The sequence below is a fragment of the Vibrio sp. MM46 genome (genome assembly GCF_027587135.1).
Classification (GTDB): domain Bacteria; phylum Pseudomonadota; class Gammaproteobacteria; order Enterobacterales; family Vibrionaceae; genus Vibrio; species Vibrio harveyi.
In genome coordinates this window covers 346,504-358,447 of sequence record NZ_JAPPTO010000003.1, presented here as the reverse complement: position 1 = coordinate 358,447, position 11,944 = coordinate 346,504, and the positions used below count along the sequence as shown (strand labels likewise).

8 protein-coding genes, 14 tRNA genes and 1 rRNA gene are annotated in these 11,944 nt (G+C 45.0%); 7 read left to right on the top strand and 16 right to left on the bottom strand.

Annotation, left to right across the window (positions count from 1 at the left end):
• Window positions 1-98: 98 nt before the first annotated feature.
• The 4 genes from OH459_RS05600 (at window position 99) to OH459_RS05585 (ending at window position 2,504) form a co-directional block, all read left to right on the top strand.
• A tRNA-Thr gene (locus OH459_RS05600) sits at window positions 99-174 on the top strand.
• A gap of 17 nt (window positions 175-191) precedes the next feature.
• Window positions 192-308, top strand: a 5S ribosomal RNA gene (rrf, locus tag OH459_RS05595).
• A gap of 30 nt (window positions 309-338) precedes the next feature.
• Window positions 339-415, top strand: a tRNA-Asp gene (locus OH459_RS05590).
• 652 nt (window positions 416-1,067) lie between these two features.
• On the top strand, window positions 1,068-2,504 hold the full coding sequence (locus OH459_RS05585; RefSeq protein ID WP_009697574.1) for an NAD-dependent succinate-semialdehyde dehydrogenase: 1,437 nt from the start codon (window positions 1,068-1,070) through the stop codon (window positions 2,502-2,504).
• A 157-nt stretch (window positions 2,505-2,661) separates the two neighbouring features.
• Here the strand turns inward: OH459_RS05585 and OH459_RS05580 are convergent.
• The 16 genes from OH459_RS05580 to mutY all read right to left on the bottom strand — a co-directional run bounded on the left by OH459_RS05580 (window position 2,662) and on the right by mutY (window position 8,764).
• Window positions 2,662-2,737, bottom strand: a tRNA-Asn gene (locus tag OH459_RS05580).
• A gap of 15 nt (window positions 2,738-2,752) precedes the next feature.
• A tRNA-Thr gene (locus tag OH459_RS05575) sits at window positions 2,753-2,828 on the bottom strand.
• Window positions 2,829-2,868: 40 nt separating this feature from the next.
• Window positions 2,869-2,944: transfer RNA gene (locus OH459_RS05570), tRNA-Asn, on the bottom strand.
• Window positions 2,945-2,965: 21 nt separating this feature from the next.
• Window positions 2,966-3,041: transfer RNA gene (locus OH459_RS05565), tRNA-Thr, on the bottom strand.
• A 51-nt stretch (window positions 3,042-3,092) separates the two neighbouring features.
• Window positions 3,093-3,168, bottom strand: a tRNA-Phe gene (locus OH459_RS05560).
• A gap of 233 nt (window positions 3,169-3,401) precedes the next feature.
• Window positions 3,402-5,027: a methyl-accepting chemotaxis protein gene (locus tag OH459_RS05555; protein WP_005449658.1), complete on the bottom strand. Its 1,626-nt coding sequence runs from the start codon at window positions 5,025-5,027 to the stop codon at window positions 3,402-3,404.
• 292 nt (window positions 5,028-5,319) lie between these two features.
• Window positions 5,320-5,395: transfer RNA gene (locus OH459_RS05550), tRNA-Asn, on the bottom strand.
• 43 nt (window positions 5,396-5,438) lie between these two features.
• Window positions 5,439-5,514 (bottom strand) — tRNA-Phe (locus OH459_RS05545).
• 7 nt (window positions 5,515-5,521) lie between these two features.
• A tRNA-Thr gene (locus OH459_RS05540) sits at window positions 5,522-5,597 on the bottom strand.
• A gap of 70 nt (window positions 5,598-5,667) precedes the next feature.
• Window positions 5,668-5,743 (bottom strand) — tRNA-Asn (locus tag OH459_RS05535).
• 43 nt (window positions 5,744-5,786) lie between these two features.
• Window positions 5,787-5,862 (bottom strand) — tRNA-Phe (locus OH459_RS05530).
• Window positions 5,863-5,869: 7 nt separating this feature from the next.
• Window positions 5,870-5,945: transfer RNA gene (locus tag OH459_RS05525), tRNA-Thr, on the bottom strand.
• A gap of 52 nt (window positions 5,946-5,997) precedes the next feature.
• A tRNA-Phe gene (locus OH459_RS05520) sits at window positions 5,998-6,073 on the bottom strand.
• Window positions 6,074-6,173: 100 nt separating this feature from the next.
• Window positions 6,174-7,313, bottom strand: coding sequence for a membrane-bound lytic murein transglycosylase MltC (mltC, locus tag OH459_RS05515; protein ID WP_009697576.1), 1,140 nt, complete (start codon window positions 7,311-7,313; stop codon window positions 6,174-6,176).
• Window positions 7,314-7,395: 82 nt separating this feature from the next.
• Window positions 7,396-7,668 carry an oxidative damage protection protein gene (locus OH459_RS05510; RefSeq protein WP_005425792.1) on the bottom strand — a complete coding sequence of 91 codons (273 nt, stop codon included), beginning with the start codon at window positions 7,666-7,668 and terminating at the stop codon, window positions 7,396-7,398.
• 19 nt (window positions 7,669-7,687) lie between these two features.
• The gene (mutY, locus tag OH459_RS05505; protein ID WP_050937295.1) at window positions 7,688-8,764 is read right to left on the bottom strand and encodes an A/G-specific adenine glycosylase; all 1,077 of its coding nucleotides are present in this window, start codon (window positions 8,762-8,764) and stop codon (window positions 7,688-7,690) included.
• Between the two features lie 203 nt (window positions 8,765-8,967).
• Here mutY and trmB point away from each other — a divergent pair, with 203 nt between their 5' ends.
• The 3 genes from trmB to glsB all read left to right on the top strand — a co-directional run bounded on the left by trmB (window position 8,968) and on the right by glsB (window position 11,750).
• Window positions 8,968-9,687: a tRNA (guanosine(46)-N7)-methyltransferase TrmB gene (gene trmB, locus OH459_RS05500; protein ID WP_005449665.1), complete on the top strand. Its 720-nt coding sequence runs from the start codon at window positions 8,968-8,970 to the stop codon at window positions 9,685-9,687.
• Window positions 9,688-9,698: 11 nt separating this feature from the next.
• Window positions 9,699-10,727: a TRM11 family SAM-dependent methyltransferase gene (locus OH459_RS05495; protein WP_005425798.1), complete on the top strand. Its 1,029-nt coding sequence runs from the start codon at window positions 9,699-9,701 to the stop codon at window positions 10,725-10,727.
• A gap of 102 nt (window positions 10,728-10,829) precedes the next feature.
• On the top strand, window positions 10,830-11,750 hold the full coding sequence (gene glsB, locus OH459_RS05490) for a glutaminase B (RefSeq protein ID WP_005425799.1): 921 nt from the start codon (window positions 10,830-10,832) through the stop codon (window positions 11,748-11,750).
• Window positions 11,751-11,944 lie beyond the last annotated feature (194 nt).

Here is an 11,944-nt window from a genome sequence, read left to right as displayed (position 1 = left end):
TAAATTTAGTGTTTGCCTTTTTAAAAAAGGTGAAGACAAAAGTTAAGAGAGCCCGTTTGAAAAAGCGGGCTTTTTTAGTCCTAAAGGGACATCTTGATGCTGATATAGCTCAGGTGGTAGAGCGCATCCTTGGTAAGGATGAGGTCCCCAGTTCGAGTCTGGGTATCAGCACCATTACAATCAGAATTTTACTTGGCGACCATAGCGCTTTGGACCCACCTGACTTCCATTCCGAACTCAGAAGTGAAACGAAGTAGCGTCGATGGTAGTGTGGGGCTTCCCCATGTGAGAGTAGAACATCGCCAGGTTCTTATTTAGACTTTAGGTCTAACCAGTGCGGAGCGGTAGTTCAGTTGGTTAGAATACCGGCCTGTCACGCCGGGGGTCGCGGGTTCGAGTCCCGTCCGCTCCGCCACTTATTTAGAAACCCAGTCTCCGGACTGGGTTTTGTCGTTTTTGAACAGAATAATTTCCTTTTCAGGGAATGAGTCCCGGTTGCCCGCAACCCCGGCCGTCCGCCACTTATTTAGAAACCCAGTCTCCGGACTGGGTTTTATCGTTTTTGAACAGAATAATTTCCTTTTCAGGGAATGAGTCCCGGTTGCCCGCAACCCCGGCCGTCCGCCATTTATTTAGAAGTCCAGTCTCCGGAGTGGGTTTTGTCGTTTTAGGGAACATGATTTTCTCTTATGGGAAAATAAGTCTCGCAAGGTTTTATCTGTAGCCTACAAGCTCAACCACTTATTCAGATAAAGCTCTACATTCGCACCCCAGTCTTTCCACGAGTATTGATAAATCTAACCTATCATTTGGTTACGTCTGAGATACCCTCTATTTGCTCTCTTACATCAAAGACAGGGTTTATCTAATAAAACCAAGTTTATGACCCACCAAATACTTATCTTCTTCAATCATAGCAATCTCTGTTTGTGTTCCCTTCTCTGTATCACTGGTTAACTGTACTTGGTCATCACTTCTCATATTTACGCTGAAGAAAACTTTGTTTGCTTTACTCTTATTTGTCAGAAGGATTAACCTAGTAAAGGTTCTTTTGGGAGTACAACCTAATGATGCAGCAGATACAAAGTGAAACACTAAGAGTCTTATTCGAAAGCCTGTCTTCTCAAGATGGGATTGCAGTTATTAACCCTGCGACTGAGCAAGAACTGATTCGCTTAAAACCTAGCTCTTTGGACGAGCTAGATGTGCAAATAGAAACGTGTAAAGCGGCTCAAGTTGAGTGGGAAAAACTCAGTGCTAAAGTACGTTCCGCTTCGCTGAAAAAGTGGTTTCAATTGCTTGTAGAGCACACGGAAGATATTGCTAACATCATTACCTTAGAACAAGGCAAACCGCTTTCTGAAAGTCGTGGAGAAGTCGCATATGGAGCATCTTTTGTTGAATGGTTCGCAGAAGAGGCTAAGCGCGCCTATGGTGAGGTTATACCTGCACCAGCGGTAGATAGACGACTCTCTACCATTAAACAGCCTGTCGGCGTGTGTGCTGCGATTACACCATGGAATTTCCCTATTGCAATGATCACTCGAAAAGCGGCTCCTGCTTTGGCTGCGGGATGTGGGATGATCATTAAACCTTCTGAATTAACGCCTTTGACTGCTCTGGCTGTGGTTGAGCTTGCTCACCAGGCTGGCATCCCTAAAGCTCTATTGTCTACCGTTGTTTCTGAGCAAGCGGCAGAGTTTGGTTTGGTATTAAGTACCGATCCGCGAATTAAGAAGATCTCTTTCACGGGTTCGACACGTGTCGGCAAGATCTTGATGAAGCAGGCAAGTGATACGGTTAAAGCCGCTTCTATGGAATTAGGTGGCAATGCGCCTTTTATTGTTTTTGACGATGCAGATTTAGAAGCTGCGGCGAATGGCTTGATTGCCTCTAAGTTTCGTAATGCCGGACAAACCTGTGTGTGTACCAACCGCTTGTATGTGCATCAGAACGTAAAAGAGGCGTTCTTAACTAAGCTTCTAGATAAGGTAACAAGCCTGACGGTCGGTAATGGTCTTGAGAAAAATACAACTCTTGGTCCTGTGATTACAATGGCTTCTAAGCATCGTCTAGAAGCAGTGATCGATCAGGCAGTACAAGAAGGGGCAGCGATGCTTAATCTGCCTCAAAAACGCTCTGGGCGCTTTATGGAGCCTGTTATCTTAGATAATGTGGAACAAGGTATGGCGATAGTGCAACAAGAGCTGTTTGGCCCGGTTCTGCCAGTCATTAGTTTTGATGATGATGAGCAAGTGCTCTCGATGGCGAATGACACTGAATATGGTTTAGCTTGTTACTTCTACACCGATAGCTTGAAGCGCATCATCAAATTTAGTGAAGGTTTGGAATATGGCATGGTGGGGGTAAATGAAGGAATTATCTCTACGGAAGTGGCACCGTTTGGTGGGATCAAAGAATCAGGCATTGGTCGTGAAGGGGCTAAGCAAGGCATGGATGAGTATCTAGAGACGAAGTACATCTGCCTTGGCGGTTTGAGCTAGCCTTCCGCTTAGACACTCATTGATACGATACAAAAAGAGAAAGCTAGGTACATCGCCTGGCTTTTTGTTTATTGAGATAAAGTTGGGTGAAGAGAGGGAGCGGTGCGTTTTCTTCAGATGCAAAAAAGCCGCATCAAGTGATGCGGCTTTTCTAATATGGCTCCTCCTACTGGACTTGAACCAGTGACCTGCGGATTAACAGTCCGTCGCTCTACCAACTGAGCTAAGGAGGAACAAATTTTAATAAGTGGTGCCGACTACCGGAATCGAACTGGTGACCTACTGATTACAAGTCAGTTGCTCTACCTACTGAGCTAAGTCGGCACATTTTCGTTAATAAGTAATCGACTTACTAACCGAAAGATGGCTCCTCCTACTGGACTTGAACCAGTGACCTGCGGATTAACAGTCCGTCGCTCTACCAACTGAGCTAAGGAGGAATTATCTTGTTTAAGAATAAATGGTGCCGACTACCGGAATCGAACTGGTGACCTACTGATTACAAGTCAGTTGCTCTACCTACTGAGCTAAGTCGGCGTACCGTTATTCTTTCTATTGTTCGTGTTAGACACCAACAATTTTAAATTGTGGTGCCCGGAGGCGGAATCGAACCACCGACACGAGGATTTTCAATCCTCTGCTCTACCGACTGAGCTATCCGGGCGACGAGGTGTATTAAAAGGCTTTTCGGCTTTCAGGTCAACAATAAAATTAAAATAAATTATCGTTTGATGGATTTGTGCTCGGAGTGGGCTGTTTTTATGCATTTTGAGCAGCAATGCACCATGCTTTAAGCGCTGTTTTAAGAAAAGTAGGGCGTTCTGTCGCAAAATAAAGGCGATAAAAACAAAAAAGCACGTCTGAAAACGTGCTTTTTATTGAACAATTGACTTTAAACTAGTGCTTTACTGAGAACTTGTTCACCCAACCTTCAAGTTCATCAGCTAAAGATGCCAATGTTTGGGTGCTTGATTGGCTTTCTGTTACCACCGTATTTAGCTGGCTGCCGCTTTCTTCAATTAGGTTGATGCGGTGTGCAATGTCATCACTCACTTGCGTTTGTTCAGCCGCTGCTGTTGCAATTTGTTGGCTCATCGCAGTAATAGACTCTAACGCGGTTACTATCTGTTGAAGTGCCTCTGAGGCGTTCATTGATTCAGTTACTGTGCTTTCGCTGGTCTCGGCACAGATCTCCATTGTATGGATAGCATTGCGCGAACCCTCTTGAAGGTTAGAGATCATCTGTTGAATCTCTTTTGTACTGTCTTGCGTGCGACCTGCTAGGTTGCGTACCTCATCGGCAACAACTGCAAAGCCTCGACCTTGTTCTCCTGCACGGGCTGCTTCAATCGCGGCATTTAGCGCCAGTAGGTTAGTTTGCTCTGCAATATCGCCGATCACGTCGAGAACTTTTACGATACTGTTTACATCTTGATCAAGGTCCGCAACCGCTTTACTTGCCGTATTCAACTGAGTCGCCAACCCTTGGATGTTGTCTACAGTGCTATGGATTAATGATTGCGTGTGCTGACTCTGTTTATCTGCTTCATCGGTGTTTTGTGCTGTATCGCTTGCCGAACTTGCTACATGGTTAGCCGAAGAAGCCATTTCTGTCATTGCTGTTGCGATCATTGCCGTCGATTGTTGCTGAGACATGGTTAGATCAGCGATCGAATTAGAGCGAGACTCTACCGCTGATAGCTCTGAACGCAAGGCGTGCATTGATTCGTCCAGGTTAGTTACCATCTTAGCCAGAGATTGACTCATCTCTTGTACAGCACCATAGATGCTGTCTTTTGGTGCGGTATATTCAAAGCTGGTTTGGATATCTCCTTGAGCAACGGCTTGAACCGCTTCACGTACGTCATTTGGCTCACCGCCGAGTAGATTAAGCATCTTACGGATGGAGATAATCAACCCACCTAGTATCGCCCCCGCAATTGCTAGACACAGTGCTAGTTGCCATTGAGCTGTTGACCAGAAGCGAGCATTGACCTCATTAAACCCGATGCCAGTGCCTACCACCCAGTTCCAATGGGGCGTTTTCTCTGCAATGGAGTGTTTTTCTTCGATTGTGCCGTCAGGGAGTTTTTGTGTCCAAGTGTATTCAACGATTTGACCTGTTTTACGACCTAGGACATCTAAGATTAATTGACCAACACTGTTGCCGTCGCCATCGCGGAAATCATGGAAACTGGTGCCATGCAATTGAGGGTCGAGCGGTGCTGCCACAAAAATCATGTTTTCGTCGGCAACATAAACGTATTCGTTGTCTTTGTAGATATTGTTGCGAAGTAGGCGAGTAGCCAATGCTTTGGCTTCATCTTCAGGCATCTTGCCTTCCACTGCCATTTTCTCAACTTCAGTTAGAATGCTGTATGCACTCTTAAATAGCTCAGTCACTCGAGCTTTGTTATCAAGGTTACTTGCGACGCGTAGTGTCCAAAGACCTGTTGCAGTAAGAGCAAGTAACGCAATCAAGATGATTGCAGATAATAAATAGGCTTGAGTTTTTAATTTCATAGTTAGCTCACGAGACGTATTTAATACTATGCAATGCATAGCTTATTAGGGGGCGTAATAATAAATTCATCATATTGAAGATGTATACACGCGCCTATGCATCAATGTTGAAACTATGATTTGGATTAAATTTTTAGCGTGAAATAAGTGTGTTTTATCAAATGAATCTTGAGTTTATAAGGGTTTTTGAAGGGGAGGAGCCTTAAAGCTAAATGGAGATACTGAAAGTAGATAAGTGTTTTTATAATGCAGATAAGAAAAAAGCCAAGTCCGAAGACTTGGCTTTCAAAGTTGGCTCCTCCTACTGGACTTGAACCAGTGACCTGCGGATTAACAGTCCGTCGCTCTACCAACTGAGCTAAGGAGGAACTATTCTGTTTTGTGTCTTGCTTTAAGCAAATGCACCAAATATGGTGCCTCGAGGCGGAATCGAACCACCGACACGAGGATTTTCAATCCTCTGCTCTACCGACTGAGCTATCGAGGCAAAAGAATGGTGCCGACTACCGGAATCGAACTGGTGACCTACTGATTACAAGTCAGTTGCTCTACCTACTGAGCTAAGTCGGCGTACCGTTTTCTTTTTTGAAGAGTAAACTCTCCATTTTTTAGAATCTCATTTACATGAAACTCTAGAAATTGGCTCCTCCTACTGGACTTGAACCAGTGACCTGCGGATTAACAGTCCGTCGCTCTACCAACTGAGCTAAGGAGGAACTATTCTGTTTTGTGTCTTACTTTAAGCAAGCGCACCAAATATGGTGCCTCGAGGCGGAATCGAACCACCGACACGAGGATTTTCAATCCTCTGCTCTACCGACTGAGCTATCGAGGCAAAAGAATGGTGCCGACTACCGGAATCGAACTGGTGACCTACTGATTACAAGTCAGTTGCTCTACCTACTGAGCTAAGTCGGCGTACCGTTTTCTTTTTTAACTGTTCGTGCTAAGCACCAACAATTTTAAATTGTGGTGCCCGGAGGCGGAATCGAACCACCGACACGAGGATTTTCAATCCTCTGCTCTACCGACTGAGCTATCCGGGCGACGGAGCGCTATTAAACGGATTTTCCCGCTTTGCGTCAACCACTTTTTTTAAATAATTTCAAAAAAGTGGTTGTTCGAACGCTTTTTATTCAACTGTCACTACAAAGTGTGTCCGGAGTTAAATTCCTTTTTGAAATTTGTAACTTTTTCTAGGTAACGACGCGCTTCTGCGTTCGGGTGTTTCTTGGTAAGTGCCCAATAAACTTGGTTTGGTTGCAAAGAATTTAAATCTCTCATCGCGCGTTTGCGATCAGTGCGATGGAAAGTGTTCAAAACACCACCAGTTCCGCCATTATAGGCAGAAATCATGCTGTATTCTAATGAAGTTGGATGCTGTACGTCTTTTAAATAACGGTTCTTAAGGATGTAAAAGTAAGCCGTTCCAGTATCAATATTGTTTTCTGGGTTAAATAAGTATTCAGGACTTGGCTGCCCAGAACGATTCTTCACTAGCTTAAATACGTCTCGACCTGCTGTTTTAGGTACGACTTGCATCAAGCCATATGCATTTGCCCAACTTACTGCGTATGGGTTAAAGCTACTTTCGGTTTTGATGATGGCGTAAATCAAATCTTCAGGAATATCGTATCTCTTTGATGCACGACGTACGATGTCCGCATATTGGTAACTGCGCTGCGAGAAGTGATCTTCTACCATCGGGATTTCAACGTAATACGCTTTCTTAAAGTCGACATCTTTAGTTTTGACTTGGTTGGCGATCAAGTAATCGGCAAAGCGATTTGCTCGCCATGACCACTGAATTGGCTTTTTGTCTTGGTCGACAACCTGCTTATACAGGAAAGGTTGCCCCTCAAGTTTGATCTCTTTAGAAGAGAATAAGTCGACATTAGCCGGGTCATCTGGCGTTAACAACGTGGTGATAATGGCGTTCTTTAGGTGTTTTTGCGGTTCGGTGGGAGAAACCGTTTCGATGGTAATAACACCTTTTTGGAAGTCGACTTCAGCACGACTCAAATAATTATCGATGTATTTTACGTAATTGCTTTTACCGGCAAACTTCACTTCACGTTGCCCCCAACGTTTCTTAATGTTGCCTGAGAAGCTGTTGATCAGTGCGTCGAGTGCATCGGTATCTTTTTCAAACTGTCCCGGCAATTCTGCAAGGTTGTTAGCAAAACGGTTGGTTGGCTCGTAATCGACGTCGTAAATTTTTTCGACGAATTCACGGCTACAACCAGCCATTAAAAGTGCAGTAGCGATAAAGGCAATCTTTTTCATAGTTATTAGGGTTGTTAGACGTTAATACAAAAATGACACCACAAGGTTGGTTGTGATGTCATTGTTTTAAAACAAGTTTGCTTTATTCGCTTGGTGGCGTGTAGCCTTCGATGTGTACATCTTTACCTTCAAACAGGAAATTCACCATCTCTGTTTCAAGTTGTTTACGATGCTCAGGATCCATCATGTTAAGCTTCTTCTCATTGATCAACATCGTTTGTTTGTGTTGCCACTGAGCCCAAGCTTCTTTCGAGATATTATCGAAAATACGTTTACCTAGTTCACCTGGGTAAAGTTGAAAGTCTAGACCTTCGCCTTCTTTCTTTAGTCGAGCACAAAAAACAGTGCGGCTCATAATGACTCCTTGCAATTAATTAACGAAGCTCGTGGGGCAGAGCTTCCAGTAAGAGTTTTACTGGGGCTGCCAAACCGACTTCTTCAGGTTTAGATAAGTTATACCAAAGACCTTTGTTACCTTCCATCACCACATTAGGTTGCTTTGACAGGTCAATCAAAATCGGTGTGATATCGAGATGGTAATGGCTGAATGTATGACGAAACGTAATCAGAGTTTCTTGACGTTTAATATCGTCGGCTTGAATACCACGTTGTTCCAGTAGTAATTCAATATCGCTCTCTACATCAATATGTTCGGTTTGTGGGAAACAAAAGAGCCCACCCCAAATACCTGTCTGCGGTCTTTGTTCTAGCCACACTTCGTGACTATCACCATTTTTGTGGTGCAGCATGACGAAACGTGTCTGCTTAACCGGCTTGTCTTTCTTCGGCTTCTTACCAGGGTAATCAAGCACATTACCTTGTTTTTTTGCTATACAAAGTTCGTTGACCGGACACAAGGTGCACTTAGGCTTACTGCGGGTACACATCATGGCACCCATATCCATCATGGCTTGGTTATATTTGTCGACATCCGTTTGTGGTGTGTGCGTTTCTGCGATTTCCCATAATTGATTCTCGACTTTCTTTTGTCCTGGCCATCCATCCACGGCAAAACAGCGCGAGAGTGTGCGCTTTACGTTGCCGTCCAATATTGCATGCGGCTGTTTATAGACAGACGACAGTACCGCAGCTGCGGTGGAGCGACCAATCCCCGGTAGGGCATTCATTTGCTCTAGGTCTAGAGGGAACTCACCATTGTATTTATGGGCGACCTCTTTCGCAGCTTTATGAAGGTTACGAGCTCGCGCGTAATAGCCTAAGCCGGTCCAAAGATGCAGCACTTCATCTTGCTCGGCATTGGCAAGATCGACCACGGTCGGGAAGCGCTCCAAAAAGCGTTGGTAATAAGGAATAACCGTAGTGACCTGGGTTTGCTGAAGCATGATTTCAGACAACCAGACACTATAAGCGGTCTTGTTTTGTTGCCACGGAAGATCTTTTCTTCCATATGCGTCATACCATTCTAAGATGGCACTGGCGAAAGGTGTCACGACTTGCTCTGTATTCTATTATTGGTTAAGAGCAAAATTGCACCACAGATTGTGGTGTAAGTACAACAGATAAACTGTGGGGATATTGTGTTTGGTTTGTATGCTTTTGGGCTGCCATAGTCCGATAGCTCAACAAATACTTGCACCTAAGTGAATTCTTTGGATAATCCCCGCTTTGATTAATCAATGTGCAGGCAAAATCAATGAGTGAAGTAACCACTAACGAATACAACGAAGACGGTAAAATGATCCGTAAAATCCGCAGTTTCGTGCGTCGCGAAGGTCGTCTAACCAAGGGCCAAGAGAATGCGATGAACGAGTGCTGGCCAACAATGGGTATCGACTACAAAGCAGAACTTCTTGATTGGAAAGAAGTGTTTGGCAACGATAACCCAGTAGTGCTTGAAATCGGTTTTGGTATGGGTGCTTCATTGGTTGAAATGGCAAAGAACGCGCCAGAGAAAAACTTCATCGGTATCGAAGTTCATAGTCCAGGCGTTGGTGCTTGTCTTGCAGATGCTCGCGAAGCCGGTATCACGAACCTACGTGTAATGTGTCACGATGCGGTAGAAGTATTCGAACACATGATCCCAAATGGCAGCCTAGCAACGCTACAACTGTTCTTCCCAGACCCATGGCACAAAAAGCGTCACCACAAGCGCCGTATCGTACAGCTTGAGTTCGCTGAAATGGTTCGTCAGAAGCTTATTCTTAATGAAGGTATCTTCCACATGGCGACAGACTGGGAAAACTACGCTGAGCACATGATTGAAATCATGAACCAAGCACCTGGTTTCGAAAACATCGCTGAAGAAGGCGACTTCATTCCTCGCCCAGAAGAACGTCCACTGACTAAATTTGAAGCTCGCGGTCACCGTCTAGGTCACGGTGTGTGGGATATCAAATTCAAGCGTACTGCTTAAGGAGCCAGTAGATGTACCACTACGCGATATTAGCGAATCCGGGTCATAACCGTATTTACTTTGATAGCGCAATGACGATTGCATGTTCTGAGCTGAAAGCGATTTTGGCGTCGGAAGGTGTTGAAGTAACTGAAATTGGCAACAAAGACGTGGGTCTGCCTGCTGCACTTGTGTTCTCTTGCGAAACCGAACTAAGTGAAGCACAGGCAGGCAAGATTGCTGCGTCATCTATCTACTACGCGCTATTTGAAGTGCGTGAAGATGGCTTATTACGTCCAATTCAGGCGCCTGCATTCAATACTTTCCCTGAGAGCATGAGTCAGATCCTGCGTTACACAGGTAAAACAAACGAGCAGTTTACGCGTTTGATGGTGAACCTAGGCGTCAGTGCTGCCAACACGGGCAGTGCGCAATTAACGCTGATGGATCCTATGTGTGGTAAAGGTACAACACTGTTTGAAGGTTTGATCCACGGCTTGAATGTTGTGGGTGTTGAGATCAACCAGAAATGGGTTCAAGAGATCCAAACCTTCATTGTTAAGTTCATGAAGAACGGTCGCTTTAAGCACAAAGTGAGCAAAGAAAAGCGCACTTCTGGTGGTAAAAAAGTGGCAGATGGCTTCGTGGTTGAGGCTGCAGCAGACAAAGATGATTACAACAAAGGTAATCTTCAAACGATGAAGCTGTACTCAGCAGATACGCGTATTGCTGACCAAGTTGTGAAGAAGAACTCGGTAGATGTGATGGTGTCTGACTTGCCTTACGGCGTGCAGCACGGCAGCAAAAATGCCAAAGACAGCAAACTGAACCGCAGCCCACTGGAGCTTCTAAAAGAGGCTCTGCCTGCATGGAAAGTGGTTCTGAAGAAGCAAGGCTCTGTGGTGCTGTCTTTCAACGAATTCACCTTGAAGTGGAAAGACGTGGCGGCATTATTTGAAGAGCAAGGGTGGAAGGTACTTTCAGAAGAGCCTTACATCGGTTATCTTCACCGTGTTGATCAATCCATCAACCGCAACATCATTGTGGCAATAAAACCATAATCGACTTGAGTCGAATCAATTCCATGGAAAAGCCAACGTCCGCGTTGGCTTTTTTTACCTCTGAACTCAGCCATTTGGGTTCTTGTGACAAGAAGGTAGAAGATGAAACCTACAGCGCAAATTTTGACAGACATTCTAGCGGAAGTTCGCCCTCTAATTGGTCAAGGCAAAGTCGCCGACTACATTCCCGCATTGGCAAAAGTACCTAATACCAAACTGGGTATTGCGGTATACACCAATGAGGGTGAAGTGATTAAAGCGGGCGATGCAGAAGAGTCATTTTCGATTCAGTCGATCTCAAAAGCGTTGAGCCTGACTCTGGCAATGTGCTTGTACAAGCAAGAAGAGATCTGGTGTCGTGTAGGTAAAGAGCCTTCTGGTCAAGCGTTTAACTCGATGATCCAGTTAGAGATGGAGCAGGGCATTCCACGTAACCCGTTCATTAACGCCGGTGCTATTGTGGTTGCTGATTTGCTGCAAAGCCGTCTCTCTGCGCCTCGTCAGCGTCTGTTGGAATTTGCTCGTCAGCTATCTGGTGATACTCATATCGTATACGACAAAGTGGTTGCAGCGTCTGAAATGATGCATGGTGACCGTAACGCTGCGATTGCGTACTTGATGCGTTCATTTGGTAACTTCGAGAACGAGGTTATCCCTGTTCTGCAAAACTACTTCCATGCGTGTGCATTGAAGATGAGCTGTGTCGATCTCGCAAAGACCTTTAGCTACTTAGCCAATAAAGGTACGTCGGTGCAAACGGGTAAGCCTGTGGTATCACCAACGCAAACCAAACAGTTGAATGCACTACTAGCAACATGTGGTTTGTATGATGGTGCTGGAGAATTTGCTTACCGCGTTGGTATGCCGGGTAAATCAGGTGTTGGTGGCGGTATCATCGCTGTCGTACCGGGTGAAATGACGATTGCTGTTTGGTCTCCAGAGCTTGATGCATCTGGTAACTCACTCGCTGGTACTAAAGCACTTGAACTACTTGCCGAGCGTATTGGTCGTTCGATTTTCTAAGGAAAAGAGACGAGAAGTGAGAACGGACTTCGTCCTTGTGGATTAGGGACTTAGGAACGCTTCGCTTTAGATAAGTGTTGTTACGAATAAAAGAAAAGGTTGGCGTTTGAGCGCCAACCCTTTTTGTTTCTGTCTAGGTAAATGTAGTCATACATTTCGTTTCTCGAAGGACCCAGCCCGTTCCCGAATCTCGA

What these genes read in the sequence shown, in the direction of transcription:
- OH459_RS05585 (WP_009697574.1), top strand. Translation starts at nt 1,068, where the DNA reads ATGATGCAGCAGATACAAAGTGAAACACTAAGAGTCTTATTCGAAAGC.
- OH459_RS05495 (WP_005425798.1), top strand. Translation starts at nt 9,699, where the DNA reads ATGTACCACTACGCGATATTAGCGAATCCGGGTCATAACCGTATTTAC.
- mltC (WP_009697576.1), bottom strand. Translation starts at nt 7,313, where the DNA reads ATGAAAAAGATTGCCTTTATCGCTACTGCACTTTTAATGGCTGGTTGT.
- glsB (WP_005425799.1), top strand. Translation starts at nt 10,830, where the DNA reads ATGAAACCTACAGCGCAAATTTTGACAGACATTCTAGCGGAAGTTCGC.
- OH459_RS05510 (WP_005425792.1), bottom strand. Translation starts at nt 7,668, where the DNA reads ATGAGCCGCACTGTTTTTTGTGCTCGACTAAAGAAAGAAGGCGAAGGT.
- OH459_RS05555 (WP_005449658.1), bottom strand. Translation starts at nt 5,027, where the DNA reads ATGAAATTAAAAACTCAAGCCTATTTATTATCTGCAATCATCTTGATT.
- trmB (WP_005449665.1), top strand. Translation starts at nt 8,968, where the DNA reads ATGAGTGAAGTAACCACTAACGAATACAACGAAGACGGTAAAATGATC.